Annotated in this window: 24 protein-coding genes; 15 read left to right on the forward strand and 9 right to left on the reverse strand. The window is 70.3% G+C overall.

The genetic code is table 11. The annotated features are described in order from the left end of the window. Positions 1-18: 18 nt before the first annotated feature. Positions 19-1,017 (forward strand): hypothetical protein, encoded by a 999-nt coding sequence (locus MLE43_RS12160; RefSeq protein ID WP_243304388.1) that lies wholly within the window; start codon positions 19-21, stop codon positions 1,015-1,017. Then, positions 1,008-3,476, forward strand: coding sequence for an ATP-dependent helicase HrpB (gene hrpB, locus MLE43_RS12165; RefSeq protein WP_243304391.1), 2,469 nt, complete (start codon positions 1,008-1,010; stop codon positions 3,474-3,476). Before MLE43_RS12160 ends, hrpB begins: the two co-directional genes overlap by 10 nt. 105 nt (positions 3,477-3,581) lie before the next feature. Here the strand turns inward: hrpB and MLE43_RS12170 are convergent, their stop codons facing one another. After that, positions 3,582-4,250 carry an HpcH/HpaI aldolase family protein gene (locus MLE43_RS12170; RefSeq protein WP_243304393.1) on the reverse strand — a complete coding sequence of 223 codons (669 nt, stop codon included), beginning with the start codon at positions 4,248-4,250 and terminating at the stop codon, positions 3,582-3,584. Between the two features lie 299 nt (positions 4,251-4,549). Between MLE43_RS12170 and MLE43_RS12175 the strand changes: the two genes are divergently transcribed. The 3 genes from MLE43_RS12175 (at position 4,550) to MLE43_RS12185 (ending at position 6,419) form a co-directional block, all read left to right on the forward strand. Next, positions 4,550-5,035 carry a GNAT family N-acetyltransferase gene (locus tag MLE43_RS12175; RefSeq protein WP_243304395.1) on the forward strand — a complete coding sequence of 162 codons (486 nt, stop codon included), beginning with the start codon at positions 4,550-4,552 and terminating at the stop codon, positions 5,033-5,035. 97 nt (positions 5,036-5,132) lie between these two features. Further along, positions 5,133-5,501 carry a holo-ACP synthase gene (locus MLE43_RS12180; RefSeq protein ID WP_243304397.1) on the forward strand — a complete coding sequence of 123 codons (369 nt, stop codon included), beginning with the start codon at positions 5,133-5,135 and terminating at the stop codon, positions 5,499-5,501. Positions 5,502-5,573: 72 nt separating this feature from the next. Continuing rightward, positions 5,574-6,419, forward strand: a complete 846-nt coding sequence (locus MLE43_RS12185) for an HDOD domain-containing protein (RefSeq protein WP_243304398.1) — start codon at positions 5,574-5,576, stop codon at positions 6,417-6,419. Positions 6,420-6,435: 16 nt separating this feature from the next. Here MLE43_RS12185 and lpxD read toward each other — a convergent pair whose 3' ends face one another. Continuing rightward, a complete protein-coding gene (lpxD, locus tag MLE43_RS12190; RefSeq protein ID WP_243304401.1) occupies positions 6,436-7,425 on the reverse strand; it encodes a UDP-3-O-(3-hydroxymyristoyl)glucosamine N-acyltransferase in 990 nt (329 codons plus the stop codon). Positions 7,426-7,483: 58 nt separating this feature from the next. Here lpxD and MLE43_RS12195 point away from each other — a divergent pair, with 58 nt between their 5' ends. The 3 genes from MLE43_RS12195 to MLE43_RS12205 are packed head-to-tail and all read left to right on the forward strand — an operon-like array spanning position 7,484 to position 9,772. Further along, positions 7,484-8,296: a prolipoprotein diacylglyceryl transferase gene (locus tag MLE43_RS12195; protein WP_243304403.1), complete on the forward strand. Its 813-nt coding sequence runs from the start codon at positions 7,484-7,486 to the stop codon at positions 8,294-8,296. Further along, positions 8,296-9,273: an RluA family pseudouridine synthase gene (locus MLE43_RS12200; protein ID WP_243304405.1), complete on the forward strand. Its 978-nt coding sequence runs from the start codon at positions 8,296-8,298 to the stop codon at positions 9,271-9,273. Before MLE43_RS12195 ends, MLE43_RS12200 begins: the two co-directional genes overlap by 1 nt. Positions 9,274-9,307: 34 nt before the next feature. Continuing rightward, positions 9,308-9,772, forward strand: a complete 465-nt coding sequence (locus MLE43_RS12205; RefSeq protein WP_243304407.1) for a rhodanese-like domain-containing protein — start codon at positions 9,308-9,310, stop codon at positions 9,770-9,772. Positions 9,773-9,794: 22 nt separating this feature from the next. Here MLE43_RS12205 and MLE43_RS12210 read toward each other — a convergent pair whose 3' ends face one another. Together MLE43_RS12210 and MLE43_RS12215 are read right to left on the reverse strand one after the other, a co-directional pair. Next, entirely contained in the window at positions 9,795-11,009 is a 1,215-nt protein-coding gene (locus MLE43_RS12210) for an AmpG family muropeptide MFS transporter (RefSeq protein WP_243304409.1), read from the reverse strand. A 34-nt stretch (positions 11,010-11,043) separates the two neighbouring features. Next, positions 11,044-11,520, reverse strand: coding sequence for a DUF2231 domain-containing protein (locus MLE43_RS12215; RefSeq protein WP_243304411.1), 477 nt, complete (start codon positions 11,518-11,520; stop codon positions 11,044-11,046). A 463-nt stretch (positions 11,521-11,983) separates the two neighbouring features. Between MLE43_RS12215 and MLE43_RS14995 the strand changes: the two genes are divergently transcribed. Both MLE43_RS14995 and MLE43_RS12225 read left to right on the forward strand, forming a co-directional pair. Further along, positions 11,984-12,307, forward strand: coding sequence for a QcrA and Rieske domain-containing protein (locus MLE43_RS14995; RefSeq protein WP_243304414.1), 324 nt, complete (start codon positions 11,984-11,986; stop codon positions 12,305-12,307). A 6-nt stretch (positions 12,308-12,313) separates the two neighbouring features. Beyond that, positions 12,314-13,111, forward strand: coding sequence for a DUF5777 family beta-barrel protein (locus tag MLE43_RS12225; RefSeq protein ID WP_243304416.1), 798 nt, complete (start codon positions 12,314-12,316; stop codon positions 13,109-13,111). Positions 13,112-13,248: 137 nt separating this feature from the next. On the opposite strand, the gene acs is transcribed toward MLE43_RS12225, so the two are convergent. Beyond that, positions 13,249-15,180 carry an acetate--CoA ligase gene (acs, locus tag MLE43_RS12230; protein WP_243304417.1) on the reverse strand — a complete coding sequence of 644 codons (1,932 nt, stop codon included), beginning with the start codon at positions 15,178-15,180 and terminating at the stop codon, positions 13,249-13,251. A gap of 125 nt (positions 15,181-15,305) precedes the next feature. On the opposite strand from acs, the gene MLE43_RS12235 reads away from it, so the two are divergent. Further along, entirely contained in the window at positions 15,306-15,947 is a 642-nt protein-coding gene (locus MLE43_RS12235; protein WP_243304419.1) for a DUF5655 domain-containing protein, read from the forward strand. A 3-nt stretch (positions 15,948-15,950) separates the two neighbouring features. Here MLE43_RS12235 and MLE43_RS12240 read toward each other — a convergent pair whose 3' ends face one another. After that, entirely contained in the window at positions 15,951-16,904 is a 954-nt protein-coding gene (locus tag MLE43_RS12240) for an aldo/keto reductase (protein WP_243304422.1), read from the reverse strand. A gap of 27 nt (positions 16,905-16,931) precedes the next feature. Next, complete coding sequence (ybaK, locus tag MLE43_RS12245; RefSeq protein WP_243304424.1) at positions 16,932-17,411, reverse strand: Cys-tRNA(Pro) deacylase; 480 nt, start codon at positions 17,409-17,411, stop codon at positions 16,932-16,934. Between the two features lie 34 nt (positions 17,412-17,445). Between ybaK and MLE43_RS12250 the strand changes: the two genes are divergently transcribed. Continuing rightward, the gene (locus MLE43_RS12250) at positions 17,446-17,937 is read left to right on the forward strand and encodes a hemerythrin domain-containing protein (protein ID WP_243304426.1); all 492 of its coding nucleotides are present in this window, start codon (positions 17,446-17,448) and stop codon (positions 17,935-17,937) included. Here the strand turns inward: MLE43_RS12250 and MLE43_RS12255 are convergent. Both MLE43_RS12255 and MLE43_RS12260 read right to left on the reverse strand, forming a co-directional pair. Then, entirely contained in the window at positions 17,934-18,722 is a 789-nt protein-coding gene (locus tag MLE43_RS12255) for an arylamine N-acetyltransferase family protein (RefSeq protein ID WP_243304428.1), read from the reverse strand. The two genes, MLE43_RS12250 and MLE43_RS12255, sit on opposite strands and share 4 nt — an antisense overlap. Next, complete coding sequence (locus MLE43_RS12260; protein WP_243304430.1) at positions 18,712-19,206, reverse strand: DinB family protein; 495 nt, start codon at positions 19,204-19,206, stop codon at positions 18,712-18,714. Before MLE43_RS12260 ends, MLE43_RS12255 begins: the two co-directional genes overlap by 11 nt. A gap of 120 nt (positions 19,207-19,326) precedes the next feature. Here MLE43_RS12260 and MLE43_RS12265 point away from each other — a divergent pair, with 120 nt between their 5' ends. From MLE43_RS12265 to acnB, 3 genes are all read left to right on the forward strand, one after another. After that, positions 19,327-21,918: a zinc-dependent metalloprotease gene (locus MLE43_RS12265; protein WP_243304434.1), complete on the forward strand. Its 2,592-nt coding sequence runs from the start codon at positions 19,327-19,329 to the stop codon at positions 21,916-21,918. A gap of 14 nt (positions 21,919-21,932) precedes the next feature. Beyond that, positions 21,933-23,642 carry a gamma-glutamyltransferase gene (ggt, locus tag MLE43_RS12270; RefSeq protein WP_243304436.1) on the forward strand — a complete coding sequence of 570 codons (1,710 nt, stop codon included), beginning with the start codon at positions 21,933-21,935 and terminating at the stop codon, positions 23,640-23,642. 151 nt (positions 23,643-23,793) lie between these two features. After that, positions 23,794-26,370: a bifunctional aconitate hydratase 2/2-methylisocitrate dehydratase gene (acnB, locus tag MLE43_RS12275; RefSeq protein ID WP_243304438.1), complete on the forward strand. Its 2,577-nt coding sequence runs from the start codon at positions 23,794-23,796 to the stop codon at positions 26,368-26,370. The last annotated feature ends 5 nt before the right edge of the window (positions 26,371-26,375 follow it).

Genomic DNA, 26,375 nt, shown 5'->3' on the forward strand with positions numbered 1-26,375 from the left:
AGGCCGTAGGCTGGAGGGGTGGCCCGACTCCTCCGACCCTCCGCCCTGCTCTGGGGCCTCCTGCTCCTCCTGGGCGCGGCAGCGGTGGGTCTGCGCCTGCGGGCTCCCGGGCACCGGGCCCTGCCCTGGCTCACGGGTGCCTTCCTGGTCCTGCTGGCCCTGCGCGTCGTCGGGATGATCCTGGCCTGGCGACGGCAGCAGCTGCCGGGCACGAGGCTCCTCCTCCCGGCCCTGCTCCTCGTGGAAGGCCTGGGTCTGGTCCTGTCGCGGGCCCCGGGCCTCACGCTCTGGCTGCGGCTCGGCACCGCCCTGGCGCTGGAGATCCTGCTGCTGGCCCTGGCCATCCGCGCCTGGCGGACCACCCGGGCCCTTCCCGGCGCCTGGCCCGAGGACCGCATCGCCGCCGCCTTCGAGGCCTTCGTGCCCCCCCGCGCCGCCCGGCTCATGGCCTTCGAACTGGTCCTGCTGGGCAGTGCCCTGCGCTTCCTGGGAGGTGGCTTCCGCGAAGCCGCTCCCAGGGGCTTCAGCCATCACCGTGAATCGGGCCTTCACGCCCTCCTCCCGGCGCTGCCCCTGCTCATCCCCGGCGACATCCTCCTCATGAAGGCGCTCTTCTCGGGGCTGGCGCCCTGGCTGCGCTGGGTCCTGCACGCCTCCACGGTCTACGCCGTGCTCTGGCTGTTCGGCTTCTACGCCACCCTCAAAGCCCGGCCCCACCAGATCGAGGACGGGCAGGTCCACCTCCACCAGGGCCTGGTGAAATCCGTGGCGTTTCCCGCCCGCTGGATTCTTGCCGCCGCGCCCCTGCCGAGCTTCGACGATGACTGGGCCCGCCACGCCCACATGAAGGGCATGCCGAGACTGGTGGCCCGGGGGACTCCAATGCTCGAGCTGAAGCTCTCCGAGCCCGTCCGGGTGTCGGGCCTGCTGGGACCCGGCCGGCCGACGACGCGCCTGGCCATCTCCGTCGATGACCCCGCCGCCTTCCTGGCTGCCCTGGGGGCAGCGTGCGCTTGAGCCTGCCCATCGATCCCTTGCTGCCGGACCTCGTGGACAGCCTGCGCGGCAACCCCAACCTGGTGCTCCAGGCGGACCCGGGCGCGGGCAAGACCACGCGCGTGCCTCCGGCCCTGCTGGCGGCGGGCCTCCTGGGGGGCGGCGAATGCTGGATCCTGGAGCCGCGGCGCCTGGCCGCGCGCCTCGCCGCCACGCGCGTGGCGGACGAGCTGGGCGAGTCCCTGGGCGAGCGGGCGGGCTACGCCGTGCGCTTCGAGCAGAGGGTATCGAAGGCCACGCGCCTGCGCTTCGTGACTGAGGGCCTGCTGCTGCGGCGCCTGCACGGCGATCCGCAGCTACGGGGCATCGCCGCCGTGGTGCTGGACGAGTTCCACGAGCGCCACCTGCACACGGATCTGGCCATCACGCTCCTGCGGCGCCTCCAGCGCGCCTCGCGGCCGGACCTGAAGCTGCTGGTCATGTCCGCCACCCTGGACCCCGGCCCCGTGGCGACCTACCTGGACGCCCCCGTGCTGCGGAGCGAGGGCCGGGCCTTCCCCGTGGACACGGCCTTCCTGCCCCGGCCCGACGACCGGCCCATCGAGCAGCAGGTCGCCGACGCCCTGGATCGCCTCTACGCCGAAGGCCTGAAGAACCACACGCTCGTGTTCCTACCGGGCGCCGCGGAGATCCGCGCCTGCCTGAAGGGCTGCGAGGCCGTGGCGGCCCGGCGTGGCCTGAGCCTGCGGCCCCTGCACGGCGAGCTGTCGCCGGAGGCCCAGGCCCACGCCCTGGAGGTCACCGACACGCCCAAGGTCATCCTCAGCACCAATGTGGCGGAAAGCTCCGTGACGCTGGACGGCATCGGCGCCGTGGTGGACTCCGGCCTGGGCCGCGAGGCCTCGCACTCGCCCTGGTCCGGCCTCTCCGGCCTGCGCACGGTGCGCATCAGCCAGGCGCGCTGCGTCCAGCGCACGGGCCGCGCCGGCCGCATCGGGCCGGGCCGCTGCCTGCGCCTCTACACCGAAGCTGATTTCGGGGCCCGCCCAGGTTTCGATACGCCGGAACTCCAGCGGTCGGATCTGGCGGAACCGCTGCTCTCCCTGCACGGCATGGGCATCGCCGAGCCCGGCGGCCTGGACTGGTTCGAGGCTCCGCCCGCCACGGCCATGGCCGCCGCGGAGACCCTGCTCACGCGCCTGGGGGCCCTGGCGGACGGCGCCCTCACGCCCATGGGCCGGCGCATGGCGGACCTGCCCCTGCATCCGCGCCTGGCCCGCCTGGCCGTGGCCGGCGGCGACCTCGGCATTCCCCAGTTGGCCCTGCGGGCGGCCGCCCTGCTGGAGACCGGCAACCTCACCGCCCGCCAGGGCCTCGACCGGGCGCCCGTGAAGACCGGCCATGGCGCGGATTCGGACCTGCTGCTGCGCCTGGACCAGTTCGAGGAGGCCGAGGCCGCAGGCTTCGGCGCCGGGGCCTGCCGGGCGGCGGGACTGGATGCCTCTGCGGTGCATCGCGCGAAGCGGGCCGTACAGTCCCTCTCGCGCCTGCTGCCCGCCGCGCCGGAACCCGCCGATGCCGAGCCGCGCCTGCTGAAGGCCCTCCTCGCCGCCTACCCGGACCGTGTGGGCCAGCTCTCCGCCAACGGCACCTGCGCCTTCGCGGGGGGCGGCGGGGCGAAGCTGGATCCCGCCAGCCGCGTGCGGCGCCCGGGGCTCATCCTGGCCCTGGAGGCCGAGGCCCAGAAGCAGGGGTCGGGCGGGCAGACCCTCATCCGCCTGGCCTCCCGCTGCGAGGCGGACTGGCTGCTCGACGCCTTCCCGGAGCGGCTCGAGGACGCGGATGAACTGCGCTTCAACGCCTCGGCCGGGCGCGTGGAGCGGCAGGCGGAGATCCGCTACGACGGCCTCCCCATCGACAGCAGCCGGGGCCCCGCCGATCCTGCGGATCCGCGCGTGGCGGCCCTGCTGGCGGAGGCCCTCCGCGACCGCCCCCTGGATGAGGTGCCCGCACGGATGCTGGCCCGCCTGACCTTCCTGAGGAAGCACCGGCCGGACCTGGGCCTGCCCGAGGACCTGCTGGGCCCCCTGCTGGCGGGTGCCTGCGCGGGCCGGGCGACGCTGCGGGAAGTGCAGGACGTGGACTGGCCTGCGGCCCTCCGCCAGGCCATTCCGGCGGAAACCCTGCGTCTGCTGGACGCCTGGGCTCCGGAGGCCATCCAGCTGCCCAAGGGCCGGCCGACCAAGGTCCACTACGAGAACGACCCGCCCTGGATCGCCTCGCGCCTCCAGGACTTCTGGGGTCTCAAGAAGACGCCCGCCGTGGCCGGCGGCGCCGTGCCGCTGGTGCTGCACCTGCTGGCCCCCAACCTGCGCGCCGTGCAGGTCACGACGGACCTCGCCGGCTTCTGGCAGCGGGTCTACAAGGAGCTGCGACCAGCGCTCTCGCGGCGGTATCCGAAGCACCACTGGCCGGAGTAGCCGGGAGTTCAGTCCGGAGGCTGGTCCCGGTGCATTCGGGGGCCGCTCAGGGCCGCATCAGGAAGCATTACCTCCAGACTCCAGACTCCGGTCTCCAGACTGTTTTCAGCCCCGCAATTCCCCCAGCAGCGCCCGCGCTCCCGCCTCCAGCAGGGCACCGTCCAGGCCGGTGGCCAGCAGCGTGAAGCCAGCGGGTTCGTGGGACCGCATCTCCGCGGCGGTCATGCGGAAGATGCCGAGGGGCATGCGGGCCTCCCGGCAGACCTGGGCGATGGTGGCGACCGCCTCCAGGAAGGTGGGGTGGTCGAACTGCTCGGAGATGCCGAGGCTGGCGCTCAGGTCGTAGGGGCCCACGAAGACCGCGTCCACACCGGGCACCCGGACGATGGCTTCGATGTGGGCCAGCGCCTCGGCGGACTCCGCCTGCACCACCACCAGGCCCCGGCCGCGGACGGCCGCCACGGCGGCTTCCGCCTGGGCCGCGGTGTCCACGTGGGGCACGATGAGGCCCTCGGCGCCGATGGCGGCGGCCTCGGCGAGGGCCTCCGGATCCAGGGAGGGCACCCGCAGCAGACAGGGCACGGCGCCTTTCAAGGCCGCCAGGGCACGGGAGGTTTCCGCCGGCCCGAAGCCACCGTGTTCCCCATCGAGGAACAGCCAGTCGAAGCCCTGCCGGGCCAGGGCCACGGCCACCTCCGGCCGGGGGATCTGGACCAGCGTGCCCAGCAGGCGCTCGCCGGCACGGAGACGATCGCGGAATGCGGATAAAGCCATGGCGCACCTCTCTGACAGCATGAACCCGGGCGCCTCCCCGGGCGACGGTTTGGGCTACCTGGAGTGCCTAACAAAACCCCCACGGGGCCGCGCGACGCCCGCTGGCCCTCGCCCGAAGGGAGAAAGTCAGGTGGGCGCACCGCGGCGTCAGGTCCCTTGAACAACGAACCACGTTGCCCTGCGGGTCCTTCCCTCTCGGTATCGCCTCTGGCGATACGCGAGACAAACTGACATCTGCGGTGCCTCCCGCCTGACTTTCTCGCGGCCTCGCCGGGGTTTTGTTAGGTACTCTTAGACCCATGCTGACCTTCCGCCCCATCCAGCCCCAGGACGACGCTGCCATGGCCGCCATCATCCGCACGGTGATGCCGGAATTCGGGGCGGACGGCCCGGGCTTCGCCATTCACGATCCCGAGGTGGACCACATGAGCCGGGCCTATGCGGCGCCGGACGCGGCCTATTTCGTGGTGGTGGACGAGGCGGGTCGCCTCGTCGGCGGGGGCGGTGTCGCGGCCCTGGAGGGCGGCGATCCCGGCGTCTGCGAGCTGCGGAAGATGTACTTCCTGCCCGGGGCCCGGGGCCAGGGCATGGGCGAGACCCTGCTGCGCCACTGCCTTGCGGTGGCAAAGGAGCTGGGCTACCGCACCTGCTACCTGGAGACCCTCACCGGCATGGACCAGGCGATCCGGCTTTACCAAAAGGTCGGCTTCAAACCCCTCTGCGCGCCCCTGGGCCGCACGGGCCACGGCGGCTGCGACCACTGGTATGCCCGGGAGCTGGCGTGACCGTCCTCAGCCTTCAATCTCCAGTCCTCAGGCGGCAGCCCAGCCGGACCTTCCGGGTCGACCGCCGGCACCGGACAGCCGACAGCCTGGACCTCCCATGATCCTCGGACTGGGTACCGATCTCTGCCCTCCCAGCCGCTGGCGACACCTGGTCGAGCGTTTCGGGGCCGAGAAGTGCGCGGGGCGGATCCTCCACCCGGAAGAGGGCGCCTACCTGCTGGCGGGCAACCGCGAGCGGCTGCCGGAGCGCCTGGCGGGGCGCTGGGCCCTGCGGGAGGCCTTCGGCAAGGCGCTGGGCACGGGTCTGGACGGCTGGTCCTGGAAGGAGCTGCGCTACGTGAACGGGCGCCTGTGGGCCACGGGGGCCCTGGTGGACCTGCTGGCGGCCCGGGGCGTCCGGAAGCTGCACGGAAGCATCAGCCATGACGGAGACCTGGCCCTGGCCGTGGTGCTCCTGGAGGACTGAACGGGCCGGAACCCAAGGTTTCCCGGATTCGGCCGATGGTCGGAGCAGGACCCGAGCGGCGAGGAGCCGGCCATGCCCATCACCCCCCACGAGCTCGTCGAGAACCTGGGCGACCTCCCGCCCCTGCCCCAGGTGACCGACCGCGTCCTGAGGCTCGCGGCCATCCCGGAGAGCACCGCCGAGGACTTCCTCCGGGTCATCGCCCTGGACCAGGCCCTCGCCGGCCTGACCCTCCGGATGGCGAACAGCGCGGCCTTCGGGCTGATGAGGCAGGTGGCGACGCTGCCGCAGGCCATCGCCATCCTGGGCCTGCCCACCCTCAAGAGCGCGATCATCGCCAGCTCGGCCAGGAACCTCCAGCGCCGCGGGGCCGTGAGCCCCCAGGCGCGGCTGCTGTGGGAACACGCCCTGGCGGTGGCCATGGCGAGCCGTGCCTTCGCCGAGCGACTCGACAGCCCCGCGGCGGAGGCCTTCACCGCCGGGCTGCTGCACGATCTCGGCAAAGCGGTCCTGGGCATCAAGATCCCGGAGCACTACACCCCCCTGCTGCGCGCGGTCCACGAGCAGGAAGGCGCCTGCTCCGACCAGGAACTGGAGGCCTTCGGCTTCGATCACACCATGGTCGGCGAGGCCCTGGCCCAGCGGTGGCACCTGCCGCCCGGGCTGGGGGCCGCCGTGCGCTGGCACCATGAGCCCCGGAGTGCGCCGGCGGACCATCGCAGGCTGACCGCCGTGGTGGCCCTGGCCAACCACCTGGCCCTGGAACTGGGGGCCGGCCTCGGCGCCCCCGCCGCCCTCGAGGAGGCCTCCCACCAGGCCATGGAGCTCCTCGACCTCGACCCCGGGGCCTTGGCCAGCCTCAAGGCCGAGGTCCGCCAAGCGGTCGAGCGGGAGGGCTCCAGCCTCGAGTCCTTCTGAGCGCCCGGACGGGGCTTCAGCCCTTGCGGAGCTGCCTCATGAGCCTCGGCAGGCGGTTCAGCGCAGCCTGGGCTTCAGTCCACTCGCGGTGCGGGCGGGCCGGGAAACCCGTGACGAAGCTGCCCTCGGGCAGGCTCTTGGCCACCACGCTATTGCCGCCCACGACGCTGCGGCTGCCGATCTCGATGTGGCCCACCACGCCCACCTTGCCGGCCAGGGTCACATAGTCGCCCAACTTCGTGGAGCCGCTGATGCCGGTCTGGCTCACCAGCAGGCAGTGGTTCCCCACCTGCACGTTGTGGCCCACCTGCACCTGGTTGTCGATCTTGGTGCCCAGGCCGATGCGGGTGGGGCCCAGCACGCCGCGATCGATGCAGACGCAGGCGCCGATCTCCACGTCGTCGCCCACCTCCACCCAGCCCACCTGGGGGATCTTGGCGTGGCGGCCCTCCACCAGCACGTAGCCGTAGCCGTCGCTGCCCACCACGGAGTTCGCGTGGATGGCCACCCGGTTGCCCAGGCGCGTGCGGCGGTAGAGCACGGCGCCGGAGAACAGCTCGCAGCCCTCGCCCAGCACGCAGTCGTCGCCCACATGGACGCCCGGATGCACCACGCAGCCTTTCCCGAGCACCGTCCTGGCCCCCACCGTGGCGCCAGGCGCGATGCGGCAGCCCGCGCCGATCATGGCCGTGGGATGCACGGGGCGGTCGCTCCACTCGGGAGCCGGCTCGGGATGCAGCCAGCCGATGGCCTGGGCGAACGCCCAGTAGGGATGCTTCACCCGGAGGACGGGATGCCCGCCCATGTCCGCCGTCGCATCCACGAAGATCAGGCCTGCGGCACTTTCCTTGGCCTTCGCGGCATATTTCGGATTGGCGAGGAAGGATACGGAGCCCGCTCCCGCCTCCTCCAGGGGCTTCACTTCGGAAATGAGGCGTTCCGGGGGACAATGCTCAAGGCTGCCACCCAGACGCTCCGCCAGGTCCCGGGCTGTGATGGTCGGCATGGCAACCTCCTCGTCAGTCTTCAGTATCCAGTTTCCAGTCATCCGTGCGGAATCCAACATGCATCCAGTTCTTTTCGACATCGGGTCCTTCCCCCTCGGCACCTACGGGCTGCTGCTGGCCATCGCGTTCTTCGCGGGCACGGCCCTGGCCAAGCGGCAGGCGAAGCTGGACAACCTGAATCCGGCGGGCATCACGGACCTGGCCATCGCCGTGCTCATCGCCGCCATCGTCGGTTCCAAGCTCCTGATGATCCTGGTGGGCCTCTTCACACCCGCCGGCCAGGAAGGCGCCATGACCCTCCGGGAGATCTTCACCCTCTCGACCCTGCGGGCCGGCGGCGCCATCCACGGCGGCATCATCGCCGCCACGGCCACCTTTTTCTGGAAGCTCCGCAAGGGGCAGGGTCTGCCCCTGCGCACCACCGGCGACGCCCTGGTGCCCGGCGTGGCCCTGGGCCAGGCCATCGGCCGCCTGGGCTGCTTCTCCGCCGGCTGTTGCTATGGCACCGAGACCCACGTCTCCTGGGCCGCCACGTTCACGAATCCGCTGGCCCAGGCCTTCAGCGGCACGCCCCTGGGCATCCCCCTCCACCCCGTGCAGCTCTACAACACCCTGGCCAACCTGATCGTGATGACGATCCTCCTGGTGGCCCGGGGCAAGCGCCGCTTCCAGGGCCAGGTCTTCTCCCTCTACTTCCTCGTGGAGGGGCTGGGCCGCGTCATCACCGAGACCTGGCGGGGCGACGTGGACCGGGGCATGGGCTGGCTGGGCTGGGCCTGGCTCAGCACGGGCCGGGTCACGGGGATCGCCTTCATGATGCTGGGCCTGGGTCTGTGGCTGTTCTGGGGCCGCCAGAAGGAGTCGAAGTGATGCAGCTTGTCGCCGAGGACGGCGCCCCCCGCCTGGACCGCTTCCTAGCCGACCGGTTCCCTGACATTCCCCGCGCCCGCTGGGACGCCCATGTCCGCACGGGCGAGGTGAAGGTCAACGGCGAGCCGGTGACCAAGGGTGGCGTGAAGCTGCGGCCCGGCGACCAGGTGGAGACCGAACTTCCGGTGATCGCCGTTCCGGCCGCCCACCTGGAAGCCGAGGCCATCGATCTGCCCACGCTGTTCGAGGACGCCCAGCTCTGGATCGTCAACAAGCCCGCGGGCATGGTGGTGCATCCCGGTCCCGGCCACACCGGCGGCACGGTGGTGAACGCCCTGCTGCACCGCCTCAAGACACCCGTGGTCCTCGAGCCCGCCGACGAGGAAGCGGAGGACGCCGAGGAACTGGCCTCCGGCTGGCCGGGCCTCGTGCATCGCCTGGATCGCTACACCACCGGCTGCCTCTGCCTCGCCAAGACCGCCGAAGCCCAGCGGGCCATCCAGGACCAGTTCAAGGCCCGCACGGTGGAGAAGCGCTACCTGGCCCTGGTTCGCCATTCCCCCAAACTGCCCCAGCTGGGCAGCCTGCTCATCGACGAGCCCATCGCCCGCCACAAGCGGGACCGCCTGCGCATGGTGGTGGCCGATGGCGGGCGCCCCGCCCAGACCCGCATCCGCGTGCTGGCCCGCACCACGAGTGTGGCGCTGGTGGAGTGCGAGCTGCTCACGGGCCGCACCCACCAGATCCGCGTGCACCTGGCGCACCTGCGGGCCCCACTCATGGGCGATCCGCTCTACGGCGGTCCCGGCCGCTGGAAGGATGTGGATGGCGGCGCCCTGCTGCTGCCCCATCCAGCCCTCCACGCCTGGAAGCTGTCGGTGGACCACCCCCTGACCGGCGCCCGGATCGATGCCGTGGCCCCCATCCCCGAAGGGTTCCTGACCCTCGCGGAGGCCCTGGGCTTGCCGAGGCTCTGAGCCGGGCGCATCATCCCCGTACCAGGGGGGAGCCATGCCCGCCATCCCGCAGAATCTGACGACGCTGAAGGGCTGGATGGAGGCCTATCCCTTCCTGCCCGGCCTCGTCTTCGCCGCCCTTTGCCTGGTCCTGCTGGTCGCGGTGGCCCTGCCCCGGCTCCGCTCCTGGGCCCGCGGGAAGGACCGGCCCGTGCTGGACCCGCTTCAGGTCGAGGAGCTCCTGCAGGGCCCCGGCGTCCTCATCGTGGACCTGCGGGACGAGGGGATCTATCGCCGGGGGCACATCCGGGGCTGCCTCCATGTCCCCTTCGCCCAGCTCACCCAGCGATTCCAGGCCCCGGATCCCAAGGCCCGGCGGGCCCTGGTCCTGGTGGACGAGACGGATGCCCTCTCGCACCGCGCCCTGACGATCCTCCTGGCCCGGGGCTTCGAGTGGGTCTATGTCCTCAAGGGCGGCATGCGGGCCTGGCGCGACGCGAACCGGCCCATGGTGAAGTAGCCCCCGCTTCTGGAGGAATGCCTCAGGGCGCCTCGGCTGCGGGCACGCCCCAATGATCCCAGCGCAGCAGCAGCAGGAGCCCGGGGACGGCCGCCGCGGCGCAGAACAGGAAGTAGCCGGACCAGCCCAGCCGCTGGGCCACCGCGCCCATGGGGGCCGCCAGGAAACCCCGCGACAGGGCCATGAGGCTCGTGAGCAGGGCGTACTGGGTCCCCGTGAAGCGCTTGTCGCACTGGCCCATGAGGAAGGCCGCGAAGGCCGCGCCGCCCATGCCGAAGGCCAGGTTCTCCAGGGCCAGGGCCCCCACCAGCACGCCCAGCTTGGGCCCCAGGCGTGAGAGGGCCCAGAAGGCCAGGATCGATCCAGCCTGCACGAAGCCGAAGAGCCACAGCGCCCGGCGCAGGCTCAGCTTCAGCAGGATCCAGCCGCCCAGCAGGCCCCCGACGATGATGAAGGTGATGCCCACCGTCTTGGTGGTGGCGCCGATCACCGTGAGGCTGAAGCCCATGCCGCGGATGAGGAAGGGCGTGGTCATGGCGTCGGCCAGCTGGTCCCCGATCTTGTAGAGCAGGCAGAAGGCCAGGATCTCCGCGAACCCGGGGCGCGCGATGAAGTCCTTCAACGGTTCCAGGAAGGCGTCCTTGAGCGTCCGGGGTGGCCGGGCGACGGCATCCGTGGACTCCGCGAGCAGGGTGCCCAGGGCCGAGGCCGCCATCAGGCCGGCCATGGCCAGGTAGGTGGCCCGCCAGCCCAGCCGGTCCGCCAGGATGAGCGCCCCGGCTCCGCTCACGAGCATGGCCAGGCGGTAGGCCCCGATGTGGATGGCATTCCCGAGGCCCAGAAAGGTGGGCGGCAGGATTTCCGCCCGCCAGGCGTCGGTGGCGATGTCCTGCGTGGCACTGGTGAAGGCCACGGCCACGGCGAGGAACGCCAGCCGCGGGAGCGAGATCCGCGGGTCGGAGAACGCCATGACCGCGAGGCACACCGCCAGGGCCGCCTGGGCCAGCAGCAGCCAGCCCCGGCGCCGCCCCAGCAGCGGGGGCACGTAGCGGTCCAGCACGGGCGCCCACAGGAACTTCAGGGAATAGGGCAGCGTGACCAGCGAGAAGGCGCCGATGGTGGTGAGGTCCACGCCCCCCTTGGTCAGCCAGGCCTTCAGCGTGGAGCCCGTCAGGTAGAGGGGCAGGCCGGAGGCGAACCCGAGCAGGACGAGGGCGAGATACCGGCGTGGCTTCATCCCATCAGCCTAACCGGAGTCCCGCATCGGCCCCTCAGGGCGCCTCGCCGCCGTGGGTGTGCAGGTCGTGGACCATGTGGCCGCCCAGGTGGCCGGTGCGGAGCAGCGCGGCGACGCCCAGGCCGCTCCCCAGCAGCCAGAGGATGAAGAGGGTCCGGGCCAGGCGCGGCGGGAGTTCCCGGTGCAGGAAGCGGGCCACGCCCAGCTGGATGAGCCAGGCCCCCGTCAGGATGCCGAAGATGGCCATGGTCCACTGGGCGGACAGTTCGTGGGCGTTCAGGGCGGCCCTCAGCTCCGGCGTCCGGTGGGCGAGGTTCTCCGCGGCATCCCCGGTGGCCAGGGCCAGCAGCCCACCCAGGAGGCCCAGGACCAGCAGGAGCAGGGCCGAGGCGTGGATCCCCCGCCGCTGGGAGGGCCAGAGCGCGCCCAGCAGGAACAGGAGCGGTGCCGTTCCGAGCAGGGCGATGGGGAAGTGGACGATGGCGGGATGGAGGTGGTTGAACGGCGGCACGGCGGGCTCCGCGGGTGGGATGGGTGGGATCTGCCAAGAGGATGCGCTCCCCACCCTGGCGAACGCCAGACCGGATGGGTGGGTTTCTGGCATCCGGATCTGGGGGCCGGAGGGTCCGGACCCCATCCTCCTCTCCGCAAGCCGAATCCACCTCCGCCCCGGCGGAGTCCCCTTTCCGCGGCCCCGGGCCTTCTCGCGACCGCGACATCCCCCAGGGAGGTCCCATGTCCCGCTCCGAATCCCCTGCTTCCCCCTCCGCGCCAGCCGGAACGCCCAGCGGCCTCGACCGCCGGGAGTTCTGTGCCTGCGCCCTGGCCGTGGGGGGCCCGGGGGCGGGCGGGGGCGGCCGGGGGGGGGGGGGGGGGCCAACCCCACCCGGGCCCCCCCCCCCCCCCCCCCGCCACCGAGCCCCGTCACCACCTCTGAGACCAAGACCAGCCTGCTGGGCCAACCCTCCGGGACCGTGCGGGACTACACCACCACCACCTCCGGCAGCTGCCCCCTGGTCTTCGGCTCCCCCCAGGGCTACTACCTGGTCCGGGACAGCGCAGGCATCTATGCCTTCAATGCCAGCTGCCTGCACCAGGGCGGACACATCAACCCCACCCAGGGCGGCTTCGGCTGCCCCTGCCACGGCAGCCAGTACGACCTCAACGGCACCGTGACCCAGGGGCCGGCCCCGGTGGGCTCCATCCTGCAGCACTACCAGGTCACCGAATCCACGCCCGGCGGGGTGCTCGTGATCGATCCCTCCAAGCCCGTTTCCGCCACCACTCGACTCACCTGAGCGCCCATGCCCGCCCGGTCGATCGCCCCTTCCATCCTCCTTTCCCTGCTCCTGGCCCTGTCGGCTCCCTTGGCGGGGCAGGACTCCGAGCTGCCCCTGGGCCTCAACCTCCCCACGGCGGATCACCTCCAGGGCTGGCAGCCGGCCATCCGCTTCACCCACCGCTTTGCCGAGCCGGCCCGCGGGAACTCAAAGGATTTCTATGGCCTGGATGGCGGCAACTTCGCCGGTCTCGGCTTCGACCTCGGCATCGCCGCGGTGCCGGGCCTCAACGCCCAGATCTACCGCACCTCCGATGGCAAGACCGTGATCCTGGCCCTCCAGGAGCGGCTCCTGGACCGTCCGCACTTCCGCATGGCCCTCCGGGGAGAGCGCTTCGATGAGACCCTCCAGCGCACCACCTACACCTTCGGGACCGTGGGCATCACCGGCGCGACCCTGCAGCTGCCCACGGAGCTCGTGATGGGAACCGTCACGCTGAGCGTCGTGCCCACCTGGTTGTCCCGCACCACCACCCGGGACCAGGCCCTCTTCACCGCCGGCGCGGGCCTTCGCTGGCGCCTCCTTGAACGCCAGTCCCTTTTGGCCGAGTACTACCCCCGCCCCGGGCGCCTGGACGCCGCCACCTATGAGCAGGGCTTCGCCCTCGGCTACCGCTTCCAGACCAAGGGCCACCGCTTTACGCTCCTCGCCACCAACGTGCAGGGCACCACCGCCCACCAGGTGCTGGGGGGCGACTACGGCGGTGGACCCAGGCCCGGAGGCCGGTGGGCCCTGGGGTTCAACCTGGTGCGGATCTTCTGATCCCGTCCGTCTGAACAAGCTTGAAACCGCGAATGACGCGAATGGGCTGACTTGTCAGGTTGGCGCCTGGCTGGCCTTCAACCGATGCCCCCTTTATTCGCGCTCATTCGCGGTTCCAGTTGTTGTTCTGGTCGGCCTCAATCCGCCAGCGTGCTCAGATCCCCCGGATCCTGCCCCAGGGCCCAGGCCTTGAGGGCGCGGCGGACGATCTTGCCGGAGCGCGTCTTGGGCAGGTTGGCGCGGATCTCGATGTCCGAGGGGGTGGCGATGCCGCCCAGGTCCTCGCGGACATGGTCCTTGAGGCTGGCGATGAGACCCGGACCCGCCTCGATGCCGGCCTTGACCACCACGTAGGCCTTGATGCTCTCGCCCTTGATGGGATCCGGAATGCCCACCACGGCGCTTTCCGCCACGGCCGGGTGGCGGATGAGCGAACCCTCGATGTCGGAAGTCCCGATGCGATGGCCCGCCACGTTCAGCACGTCGTCCGAGCGGCCCAGCACGGCGAGGTAGCCGTCGGCATCCCTGACCGCCACGTCGCCCACCGTGTAGTAACCTGGAATCTCGTTCCAGTAGTCCTCGTAGCGCTTGTGGTCGTTCCACACGGTACGCAGCATGTAGGGCAGCGGGAACTTGATGACGAGCAGGCCGCCCTGGCCATCGGGCACCGCGCTGCCATCGCGGTTCACCACGGCCAGCTGGGCCCCGGGCATGGGCTTGCCCGCCTTGCCCGGCCGGGCCTCGAAGGTGGGCAGGGTGCCGATGACGGGCCCGGCGATCTCGGTCTGCCACCAGTTGTCCACGACCTGGCCGTTCCCCTGGCCGACGAGGTGCTGCTGCGCCCAGCGGTGGGCTTCGGGGTTCAGGGGTTCGCCGGCGCAGGCCAGGAGCCGCAGCTTGCTGAGATCGAACTTCCCGGGGGCCTCGGCCCCATGGCTCATCCACATGCGCACGGCCGTGGGGGCCGTGAACATGACGTTCACCCCGAAGCGCTCGCAGAGCTCCCAGGTGACCTCCGGGCTGGGATAGTCCGGTGCGCCCTCGCGGCACAGCACCGTGGCTCCGATGCTCAGGGGGCCGTAGACGATGAAGCTGTGGCCCACGATCCAGCCGATGTCGGAGGTGCTCCAGTAGATGTCCCGCTCCTGGATCTGGTAGAAGGCCTTGCTCAGGTAGTTCACGCCCACCAGGTAGCCGCCGGTCGCATGCACCACGCCCTTCGGCTTGCCGGTCGTCCCGCTGGTGTAGAGGATGAACAGCGGGTGCTCGGCATCCACCATCTCGGGCTCGCAGTGGATGTCGCGGCCCTGCTGGATGTCGTAGAAATCCTTCTCGCGCTCGCTGGCGAAGGTCACGGGGGCGTCGCCGGGCCGCGATCCGCGCCGGTGGACGATGACATGATCCACGGCGGTCAGGTCGCGCACCGCCTCGTCCACGATGGGCTTGAGGGGGATGGCCTTGCCGCGCCGGTAGGTGAAGTCGGAGCAGACGACCACCTTGGCGCCGGCATCCTCGATGCGGGTGCGCAGGGCCAGCGCGCCCATGCCCGCGTAGACCACGCTGTGGATGGCGCCGATGCGGGCGCAGGCCAGCATGGAGATGATGCCTTCCGGCGTGAGGGGCATGTAGAGGATGACCCGGTCGCCCTTCTTCACCCCCAGCCGCTTGAGCGTGTTGGCGAAGCGGTTCATCTCGCGGTAGAGGCGGTTGTAGGTGTAGGAGCGCTCGTCGCCATCCTCGCCCACCCACAGCAGCGCTGCCTTGTTGCGCCGGTCGCTGTGCACGTGGCGGTCGATGCAGTTCACGGTGGCGTTGAGCTTGCCGCCCAGAAACCAGGCATGGTTGGGTGCCTTGAACTCGAAGACCTTCGTCCAGGGCTCCGCCCAGTCCAGGGCCCGGGCCTTCTCACCCCAGAAGGAGGCGGGATCGTCCTCGGCCAGGGCCCGCTCCACTTCGTAGTTGATGGCCGCCTGCTTGGCCAGCCAGCCCCGCATGGGGATGGGCGCCTCGCCCTTCTGCAGCGCCTGGATGGTCTTCTGCTGAGTCAGGCTGATTTCCACGTCGCTCATGGAGAACTCCTAGAACGGGGTGAGGTGGATCGGGTGGGATGGGTTGGGAGGGAAGGTAGCACGGCCCGCGTCCGCCGAGGAGAAACGATGACCGTCATCACAGCTACACTGCCTCCGGAGTCCCCATGGCGAACCCCACGCATCCCCTCGCCCCCTACGACGTCCACCCCAGCGTGGCCTATGTCCAGTCCATCCTCTCCCAGTTCCAGGTGAAGACCGGCCGGACCTGGGAGGACTGGGTGGCCTGGGTCCGGTCCGAGGGCCCCGCCAACCCCAAGGACCTCCAGGTCTGGCTGAAGGCCCGGGGGCTCGGCACCACCCAGGCCAGCCTGGTCGCCCAGCGGGCCGGCGCGGTGCCGGGCCACGCCTTCAACGACACGCCCGAGGGCTACCTCGCCGCGGCGCCGGGCTATGTGGAAGGCCAGTACGGCGGGAGGAAGGCCGCGTTCCGCCCCCTCTTCGAACGCCTCGTGGAGCTCGCCCGCGGCCTCGGCGGCGACGTGAAGATCTGCCCCTGCGAGACCCTCGTGCCCTTCTACCGGAACCATGTCTTCGCCGAGGTGAAGCCCTTCGCCTCGCGTCTCGACCTCGGCCTGGCGCTGGGGGATCCGGCCACCGTGAACGATCCGGCCGAGCGCCTCAAGGACACCGGCGGTTTCGCGAAGAAGGACCGCCTCACCCATCGGCTGGAACTCACCTCCGAAGAGGATCTGGACCTCGCCCTGCCCTGGCTGGAACGGGCCTATGGGCGGGACGGGAACCGGTGAGGGTCAGTACCGGCTCGCGGCCTCCAGAGCGGCGAGATCCCCGCCCGCCAGCTCCAGCGAAGCCGCCCGGATCATGCTCTCGAGCTGGCTCAGCGAGGTCGCGCTGGCGATGGGGGCGGTGACCCCGGGGCGGGCCATGAGCCAGGCCAGGGCCACCTCTGCGGGTTTCGCCCCGAGCCGCGAGGCGACCTCGTCGAGGGCCTGGAGGATCCCGAAGCCGCGTTCGTTGAGGTAGGCCTTGATGCCACCGCCCCGGGGGCTCTGCCCCAGGTCCGCCTCGCTGCGGTACTTGCCGCTGAGGAAGCCCCTGGCCAGGCTGAAGTAGGTGATGACGCCCAGTCCTTCGGCCATGGCGAGATCACGGAGAGGCCCGTCATAACTCTTTCGGTCGTAGAGGTTGTATTCGGGCTGCAGGACCTCGTAGCGGGGCAGGCCCAGGGCTTCGGCGGTGTCCAGGGCCGCGCGCAACTGGGCCGCGTCGAAGTTCGAGGCACCGATGGCCCGCACCTTGCCCGCCGCGATCAGCTTCTGATAGGCCGCCAGGGTCTCCTCGTGCGGCGCCTCCGGATCGTACTTGTGGGACAGGTAGACATCCAGGTGGTCCGTCTGCAGCCGGCGCAGGGAGTCCTCCACCGCCCGCTCGATCCAGGCCGCCGAGAGCCCCTTGCGGTCCGGGGCCAGCTGCATGCCGACCTTGGTGATGATGACCATCCGGTCGCGGCAGCCGCGGGCGCGCATCCACTCGCCGATGAGGGTTTCCGACTCCCCGCCCTGGTTGCCGGGCTTCCAGGCCGAATACACGTCGGCAGTGTCCACCGTCTCGAAGCCAGCGCCGGCAAAGCGATCGAGGAGGTCGAACGACGTCTGCCGGTCGGCGGTCCAGCCGAACACGTTGCCGCCGAAGATCAGTGGGGAGATGGCGATGCCGGTCCGGCCGAGCAGGCGCTTGGGGCTCATGATGGGTTCCTCCTTGAATCCGGGGTGCTAGGGTATCGCCACCTTCACGCGGGTCACCTTCAGCACCCGGTCCAGGTCCTTCGGATCGAGGCCCACCAGGAAGCCCCGGCTGCCGCCGTTGAGGTAGATGCGCTCCAGATCGAAGAGGCTGGCCTCGGCATGGACCGGCAGGGCCTTCTTCGTGCCCAGGGGGCTGGTGCCGCCCACCAGGTAGCCGCTGTGCCGGTTGGCGACCTCGGGCTTGCACGGCTGCACCGCCTTCGCGCCGATCTGGCGGGCCAGTTCCTTGGTGCTCACCTCGCGATCTCCGTGCATGAGGATGATGAGGGGCGCGCCCTTCTCATCCTCCATCACCAGGGTCTTGATGACCGCGTGCTCGTCCACCCCCAGCTCCCGGGCACTCACGGCGGTGCCGCCATGGTCCTCGTAGCGGTACAGATGCTCGGTGTAGGGCACGCCCGCCTGCCTGAGCAGCCGGGTCGCATTCGTGGAAGGTGCCTTGGACATGGCACCATGATTCCACGAACCCGGAGGAGGTCCTGTGCCCAGGTCGTCATCCGATGCTCCCCTGGCCATCCGGTTGGCGGCGGACCACGGCGAGATCGACGCCCTCTTCCGGGAGGCCCGGGCGGCGATGGATCGGGAGGCCCGGACCGAGGCCCATCGCGCCATCGACCGGATCTGGATGCGCCTCGCGGTGCACATCCGGGCCGAGCACACGGCGCTGTTCCCGGTCCTGGTGGAAGCGTGGCCCGACCTGGCGGCCTCCCTCCGGGGGCTGCGGGAGGACCACGATGTCTTCATGGCCACCCTGGCCTCGGCGGTGAACGCGCTAAAGGGTCCCGACGTGGACTGGGCTTCGGTGAAGGCCTCGGTGGAGACGGTCCGCCGGCGGCTGATCCCCCACAACGCCCTCGAGGAGGAGCGGATCTACCCCCTGGCCGGACAGCTTGAGGAGGGACCCCGGGCACGGCTGGACGAGGCTGTGGCCCGGGAGCTGGCGGCCCTTCCCGGCCGGTACGGGGCGCGTTAGTTTTCGAAGGCCCGGAACCTCGCCCCTTCCGGAAGGTCCAGGCCGAAGACCGTGCGCAGGACGGGGATCACCTCCTCCGGCGCCAACTCCCGGCCGCTCACCTCAGCGCCGCGGAGCTCCGCATAGGCCCGGTTCCGGAGGATGCGGCGCACCTCGGGGCCGGGCAGCTGGGCCGTGAGCGTCCGGATGAACCGCGATTCCGGGTGGGTGCTGGTGTAGTGGTTGGCCATTTCGAAATCGACGGGGAAGCGCGCCTCGGGCTGAAAGGCGTAGAGATCCTCCCAGTCCTCCCCGCGGCGGGATTGCAGGACACACAGGCCCTGCTCCCCAGCGACCCGGTAGACGTTCTGGAACTGGGGGTGGGCCTGACCGTCCAGTGGAACGGGCTGGAGCAGCCCTTCGCCGCCGAACCCCACGTCGCAGAGCCAGGCACCGCCGGCCAACCGCACGACCAGCAGCATGTGGGTGCGGGGCAGGATCTCCTGCGCCCCCAGGCGGACCCGGGCCTCGCAGGGCATGACCTCGAACCCCGCCGCCGTCAGCACGGCCAGGAACAGGGTGTTCTGCTCGAAGCAGTAGCCCCCGCGCCGCCGCCGCACCAGCTTGTCCTGGAGCGAGGCCAGATCCAGCCGGATGGGCAGGCCCAGCTGGATGTCCAGGTTCTCGAACGGGATTGCCGTGGCGTGGGCCAGGTGGAGGGCACGGAGCACGTCCAGGCGGGGTTCCAGCGCGCCGTCGTAACCGATGCGCCGCCGGTAGGCGGCCAGATCGAGCTCAGCGGACATGCCGGCTCCCCCAGGCGGCCAGGTTCCGGCGGATCTGGGCGGCGTGGATCTCCAGGTGGGCCGCATAGCTGCGCAGCCAGTCGTCGGTGCCGTAGGGCCCGCTGTGGGTGTGGCGGCCCAGCCGGCCCCAGGCCGCCTCCGGCAGCCGGTCGAGCAGGGCCGACGTGTGGGCGCGCACCAGCTCGATCAGGCGCAGCGCCAACTCCGGATCCGAGGCGTGGTAGTCGAAGCGCCTCGCCCATTCGTTTTCGTCATAGCCCACGATGAGCGGGTCGGGCTCGGCCAGCAGGAGCCGGATGCGGGTGGCGGCGTAGGTCTCCGAGTCCGCGCAATGGATCACCACCTCGTGGGCGCTCCACCGGCCCTCGCCGGGGCGCCAGACCCGGGCCTCCCCGGGGACCTCCTCCCAGGCCTGGCGCAACAGGGCCGGGCCCTGGCGGTAGCGGAGGAGATGAGTCTCCCGGGCAGTGGCGTCGAAGGACATGGGCACCTCTGACCCAGTGTCCCAGGATTCCTTTCGGATCCGGAACTTGAGGGGCCGCACATGACCCTCGAATTGCGAGGCAATTCCATCTACCATGGGGGCCAGTTCCCCGGAGCCTCCATGACGACCCGATGCCTGACCAGCCTCGCCTTGGCCCTCGCGGCCAGTCTGCTCACCGCCCAGCGCCCCACCATCCAGGCCCCCCCCGCCAATGGCGGCGCCCCCACGCCCCGCCCCGCGGCCGCGCCGGAGGCTTCCGAACCCAAGCCCTACGACAAGGTGATCACCCCGGAGGCGAAGTCCCAGGAGGGCCTGATCAAGGTGCATCAATTGAAGGGCAAGCTCTATTTCGAGATCCCCAAGGGCCGGCTCGGGCAAGAGCTGCTGCTGGTGGTGTCGGCCAACCGCACCCCGGCCAACATCGACCATGCGGGGAGGGTGGTGGATTCAGACACCGTGCGCTGGGTGCTGAAGGAGCACCGGGTGCTGCTGCAGCAGGTCTCCCATTCGGTGGTGGCCGATCCCTCCAAACCCATCGCCAAGGCCGTGGAAGCCGCCAGCAGCGACACCATCCTCATGAGCTTCCCCGTGGAGGCCTTCGCCAAGGACGGCTCGCCCGTCATCGAGGCCAGCCGCCTGTTCACCACGGAGGTTCCCGAGTACAGCGCCCGCCAGCTGCTGGGCGCCCAGATGTTCGACGCCTCCCGCAGCTTCGTGGACAAGGTGAAGGCCTTCCCGGCCAACCTCAACGTCGAGGCTCTTCAGACCTACAGCGTGCCCTTCAGCCCGGCGGGCGCCACGGGCTTCCCGACGCCCTCGCCCTTCGGCACGCCCACGCTCCGGCCCGGCACCAGCGGCACCGTGACGATGTTCTATTCCTTCGTAGAGCTGCCCGCAAAGCCCATGATGGCTCGCGTCTCCGACGAGCGCCTTGGCTTCTTCAGTGTGCGGAACACGGACTACGGCCGCCCCGTGCATGAGGCCGCCCAGCGCACCTACATCACGCGCTGGCGCCTGGAGAAGAAGGATCCCGCCGCGGCGGTGAGCGAGCCGGTGAAGCCCATCACCTTCTACATCGACCGCGCCACGCCAGCCCAGTGGGTGCCCTTCGTGAAGAAGGGCGTGGAGGCCTGGCAGCCCGCTTTCGAGGGTGCCGGCTTCAAGGGGGCCATCATCGCGAAGCTGGCGCCCACCAAGGAGGAGGATCCGGATTTCGACGCCGGGGATGCCCGCTACTCCGTGATCCGCTGGGTGCCCTCGCCGGTGGCCAACGCCTACGGGCCCCACATCAGCGACCCCCGCACGGGCGAGATCCTGGAAGCCGACATCGTCATCTACCACAACATCCTGCAGCTCCAGCGGGACTGGTACTTCACCCAGGTGGCGCCCCTGGACAAGCGGGCCCAGACCCTGCCCCTGCCCGATGGCCTCATGGGCGAGTTGCTCGCCTACGTGGTGACCCACGAGGTGGGCCATTCCCTGGGCTTCCCCCACAACTTCAAGGCCAGCTCCCAGTACCCCTTCGAGAAGATCCGCGACAAGGCCTGGGTCAAGCAGATGGGTCACGTGTCCACCCTGATGGACTATTGCCGCTTCAACTACGTGGCCCAGCCCGAGGATGGCTTCGATCCCGCCGACCTCATCCCGAAGCTCGGCCCCTACGACAAGTTCGCGGTGAAGTGGGGCTATACGCCGATTCCCGCCGCGAAGACCGCGGATGACGAGAAGCCCGTGCTGAACGACTGGCTGAAGGTGCAGGAGAAGGAGCCCTGGCTGCGCTTCTCCACCGCCGGCGGCGCGGGCGTGGACCCGGGCGAGCAGACCGAGGCCGTGGGCGATGCGGATGCCGTGAAGGCCACCACCCTCGGCACGAAGAACCTCCAGCGCGTGGTCGGGTTCCTGCCGAAGGCGGCCCTGAAGCCCGGCGAGGACTTCAAGGACTTCGCCCACCTCTACGAGGCCATCTGGGGCCAGTGGCGCCGGGAACTGGGGCACGTGGCCGTGCTGGTCGGCGGCTTCGACACCGAGAACAAGCACGCGGGCCAGGAGGGCGGCCGCTTCACGCCGGTCCCCCGGAGCCGCCAGGCCGAGGCCGTGAAATACCTCAACGGAGCCCTCTTCAAGACGCCCACCTGGCTGATGGACCCGGCCCTGCTGGCCAAGCTGGAGCCCGACGCCGGACAGCTGCGCCTGCTGGCCGCCCAGCGCGGCATCCTCAGCGCCCTCCTGGACCGCGCCCGGCTGACCCGGCTCGAAGAGCAGGAGGCCCTGCTGGGCGACCAGGCCTACACCACGGCCCAGCTGCTGGCGGACCTGCGGAGCGGCATCTTCACCGAACTGCAGGCGCCGGGAGCGAAGGTGGCCCCCGCCCGCCGGAACCTCCAGCGCGCCTACCTCGAGCAGCTCGGCAACCTGCTGAACCTGTCGCCGGCCCCCAGCCTGGCCATGGGCGGGCTCGGCCTCTCCCTGCTGCCCGTGAACGCCAGCGACGACACCCACGGCATGGTGCGGGCGGAGCTGAAGACCCTCCAGGGCCTCGTCTCCCGGCCCGCCGGGGATAAGGCCACCCGCGCCCACCTGGATGACCTGAAGGACCGGATCGCCAAGATCCTGGACCCCAAGTTCATGGCCCCCGCAGGCCCCACGATCACCGTCACCACCCGCCGCGCCGCCGAGTCGTGCTGGCCCACGGCGGACGACCCCCAGGACTGACGACAGGAGACTTCATGCGCCCTCCGCTGCTCCGCGCGCTGGCTTCGTTCACAGTGGGTCTGATGGCCCTGTCCCCGCTCACCGGCGGGGACCGGGTCACCGGCCGGGCCTTCGCCACGCGCTCGGAGGTGGCGGCCCAGCACGGCATGGCCTGCACCAGCCAGGCCCTGGTGACCCAGATCGCCCTGGACATCCTCAAGCAGGGCGGCTCTGCGGTGGATGCCGCCATCGCCGCGGACGCGGCCCTGGGCCTCATGGAGCCCACGGGCAGCGGCATGGGGGGCGACCTCTACGCCATCGTGTGGGACGCGAAGACGAAGAAGCTGCACGGCCTCAACGGCAGCGGCCGCTCTCCGAAATCGCTCACGCTGGATCACTTCAAGAAGCTGGGCCTCAAGCACATCCCCGCCCAGGGCCCCCTGCCCGTGAGCGTGCCCGGCTGCGTGGACGGCTGGTTCGAGTTGCACAGGAAGTTCGGCAAGCTGCCCATGGCGCAGGTGCTGGCCCCCGCCATCCGGTACGCCAAGGATGGGTTCCCGGTATCTGAGCTCATCGCCTACTATTGGGGCCGCAGCGTGCCCGTGCTGGGCAAGTACCCGGGCTTCCTGGAAACCTTCACCGTGGACGGCAAGCGGGGCCCCGTGAGCGGCGAGGTCATCCGCAATCCGCGCCTGGCCAGGACGCTGGAGATCCTGGCCCGGGACGGCCGCGACGCCTTCTACAAGGGCGAGATCGCCCGGAAGATCGATGCCTACATGAAGGCCAACGGCGGCTTCCTCAGCTACGAGGACCTGGCCGCCCACCACTCGGACTGGGTGGAACCCGTCAGCGTGAACTACCGCGGCTACGACGTATGGGAGCTGCCTCCCAACGGCCAGGGCATCGCGGCGCTCCAGATGCTGAACATCCTCGAGGGCTACGACTTCTCGAAGATCCCCTTCGGCAGCCCCCAGCACGTGCACCTGTTCACCGAGGCCAAGAAGCTGGCCTTCGAGGACCGGGCGAAGTTCTACGCCGATGCGGCCTTCATGAAGGTGCCCCTCTCCTGGCTGCTGTCGAAGGACTACGCCGCCCAGCGCCGGGCCCTCATCGGCGACCGCGCGTCGCGTCGCCTGGAGGCGGGCCACCCGCCCCTGAAGGAAGGCGATACGGTCTACCTCACCACCGCCGACGGCGAAGGCAACATGGTGAGCCTCATCCAGAGCAACTACCGCGGCATGGGCAGCGGCATGACGCCCGGCGACCTGGGGTTCTGCCTCCAGGACCGCGGCGAGCTGTTCAACCTGGAGGAGGGCAACGCCAACACCTACGCGCCGGGCAAGCGGCCCTTCCACACCATCATCCCGGGCTTCATCACCAAGGATGGTCAGCCCTTCCTCAGCTACGGGGTCATGGGCGGTGAGTTCCAGCCCATCGGCCATGTGCAGATCGTCATGGACCTCATCGATTTCGGCATGAACGCCCAGGAGGCCGGCGACGCGCCCCGCATGAGCCACGACGGCTCCCCGGAGCCTACGGGCGAGAAGGGGAAGCTGCCAGGTACCATCCAGCTGGAGAGTGGCTTCCCCTACGAGACGGTCCGCGAGCTGATGAACCGTGGCCATGGCGTGGGCTGGATGTTCGGCGGCTACGGTGGCTACCAGGCCATCCGCTGGGATCCCCGGCAGAAGGTCTACTTCGGGGCCAGCGAGTCGCGAAAGGACGGCCAGGCGGCAGGCTACTAGGAATTAGCCTCGAAGACGGCGCCGGGCGGCGTTCCTCCGGGGCGGCCCATGTAGAATGGACGTGGCGGGAGTCTATGCCCGCCCGCTGCGGGGACGGTGCCCCGCCAAAGCCATTCGATCGCGCCCAGGGGCGTCCACAGGGGAGTTGACCGTGCTGCAAGCCTATCGCCAACACGTTGCCGAGCGTGCCGCCCTCGGGATTCCGCCCCTGCCGCTCACCGAAGCTCAGACCGACGAGCTCACCCACCTGCTGGCCAATCCCCCCAAGGGCGAAGAGGCCTTCCTCCTCGACCTGCTGACCCACCGCGTGCCCGCCGGCGTGGATGACGCCGCCCGCGTGAAGGCCGCCTTCCTGGCCGCCGTGGCCAGCGGCAGGGAGAAGGTGGCCCTGGTCTCCCGCGAGAAGGCCACGGAGCTGCTCGGCACCATGCTGGGCGGCTTCAACGTGAAGCCCCTCATCGACCTGCTGGACGACGCCACCGTGGGCGGGATCGCCGCCGAGGGCCTCAAGAAGACCCTGCTGGTCTTCGACGCCTTCGAGGACGTGAAGGCCAAGGCCGACCAGGGCAATGCGAACGCGAAGGCCGTGCTGAAGTCCTGGGCCGAGGCCGAGTGGTTCACCAGCCGGCCCGAAGTGCCCCAGAGCCTCACCCTGACGGTCTTCAAGGTCAGCGGCGAGACCAACACCGACGACCTCTCTCCCGCCCCCGACGCCTGGAGCCGCCCCGACATCCCGCTCCATGGCCTGGCCATGCTGAAGAATGCCCGGCCCGGCATCAACCCTGACGATCCCGGCAAGGTCGGCCCCCTCAAGCAGCTGGAAGCCCTCAAGGCCAAGGGGAACCTGGTGGCCTATGTCGGCGACGTGGTGGGCACGGGCTCCTCCCGCAAGTCGGCCACCAACTCCGTGCTGTGGTTCACGGGCGAGGACATCCCCTTCGTGCCCAACAAGCGCTTCGGCGGCGTCTGCCTGGGCTCCAAGATCGCCCCCATCTTCTACAACACGATGGAAGATGCCGGCGCCCTGCCCATCGAGCTGGACGTGAACGGCATGGAGATGGGCGATGTCATCGAGCTGCGCCCCTACGAGGGCAAGGCCCTGAAGAACGGGAAGGTCATCGCCGAGTTCAAGGTGAAGTCCGAGGTGATCTTCGACGAAGTGCGCGCCGGCGGCCGCATCCCCCTCATCATCGGCCGGGGCCTGACCACCAAGGCCCGGGCGGCCCTGGGCCTGCCCGCCTCCACCATCTTCCGCCTGCCGGCCGTGCCCAAGGACACCGGCAAGGGCTTCAGCCTGGCCCAAAAGATGGTCGGCAAAGCCTGCGGGGTCGCCGGCATCCGCCCCGGCACCTACTGCGAGCCCAGGATGACCACCGTCGGCTCCCAGGACACCACGGGCCCCATGACCCGCGACGAGCTGAAGGACCTGGCCTGCCTGCAGTTCTCCGCCGACATGGTGATGCAGTCCTTCTGCCACACCGCGCCCTACCCCAAGCCCGTGGACGTGAAGACCCACCGCGAGCTGCCCCCCTTCATCACCCACCGCGGCGGCGTGTCCCTGAAGCCCGGCGACGGCGTCATCCACAGCTGGCTGAACCGCCTGCTCCTGCCCGACACCGTGGGCACCGGCGGCGACTCCCACACCCGCTTCCCCATCGGCATCTCCTTCCCCGCCGGTTCGGGCCTGGTGGCCTTCGCCGCCGCCACGGGCGTCATGCCCCTGGACATGCCGGAATCCGTGCTGGTGCGCTTCAAGGGCGAGCTGCAGCCCGGCGTCACCCTGCGCGATCTGGTGAACGCCATCCCCTACTACGCCATCCAGCAGGGGCTGCTCACTGTCGAGAAGAAGGGCAAGAAGAACATCTTCAGCGGCCGCATCCTTGAGATCGAGGGCCTGCCCAAGCTGAAGGTCGAGCAGGCCTTCGAGCTGACGGACGCCTCCGCCGAGCGGTCCGCCGCCGGCTGCGCGGTGCGCTTGGACAAGGAACCGATCATCGAGTACATGACCTCGAACATCACGCTCATGAAGTGGATGATCGCCAACGGCTACGAGCACCGCGAGACGCTGGAGAACCGCATCAAGGCCATGCAGGCCTGGATCGCCAAGCCGGAGCTGCTGGCCCCCGATGCGGATGCCGAATACGCCGCCGTCATCGAGATCAACCTCGCGGACGTGAAGGAGCCCATCGTGGCCTGCCCGAACGATCCGGACGACGTGAAGCTGCTCTCCGCCGTGGCCGGCGACACGATCGACGAGGTGTTCATCGGCTCCTGCATGACCAACATCGGCCACTTCCGCGCCGCCGGGAAGCTGCTGGACGGCAAGACCGACCTCTCCACCCGGCTCTGGATCGCCCCGCCCACCAAGATGGACGCCTACATCCTCACCCAGGAGGGCTACTACGGCATCCTCGGCCGCACCGGCGCCCGCATGGAGATGCCCGGCTGCTCGCTGTGCATGGGCAACCAGGCCCAGGTCCGCAAGGGCAGCACGGCCATGTCCACCTCCACCCGCAACTTCCCGAACCGCCTGGGCCTCGACACCCGGGTGTACCTCGGCTCCGCCGAGCTGGCCGCCATCTGCGCCCTCCTCGGGAAGATCCCCACCGTGGCGGAGTACCAGGCCCAGATCGGCGTCGTGGACGCCAAGGCGAAGGACATCTACCGGTACATGAACTTCGACCAGATCGCGGACTTCCGCGAGGTCGCGGACACCGTCCAGGTCTAGGTCTG

It is taken from the genome of Geothrix oryzisoli (assembly GCF_022808865.1).
Classification (GTDB): domain Bacteria; phylum Acidobacteriota; class Holophagae; order Holophagales; family Holophagaceae; genus Geothrix; species Geothrix oryzisoli.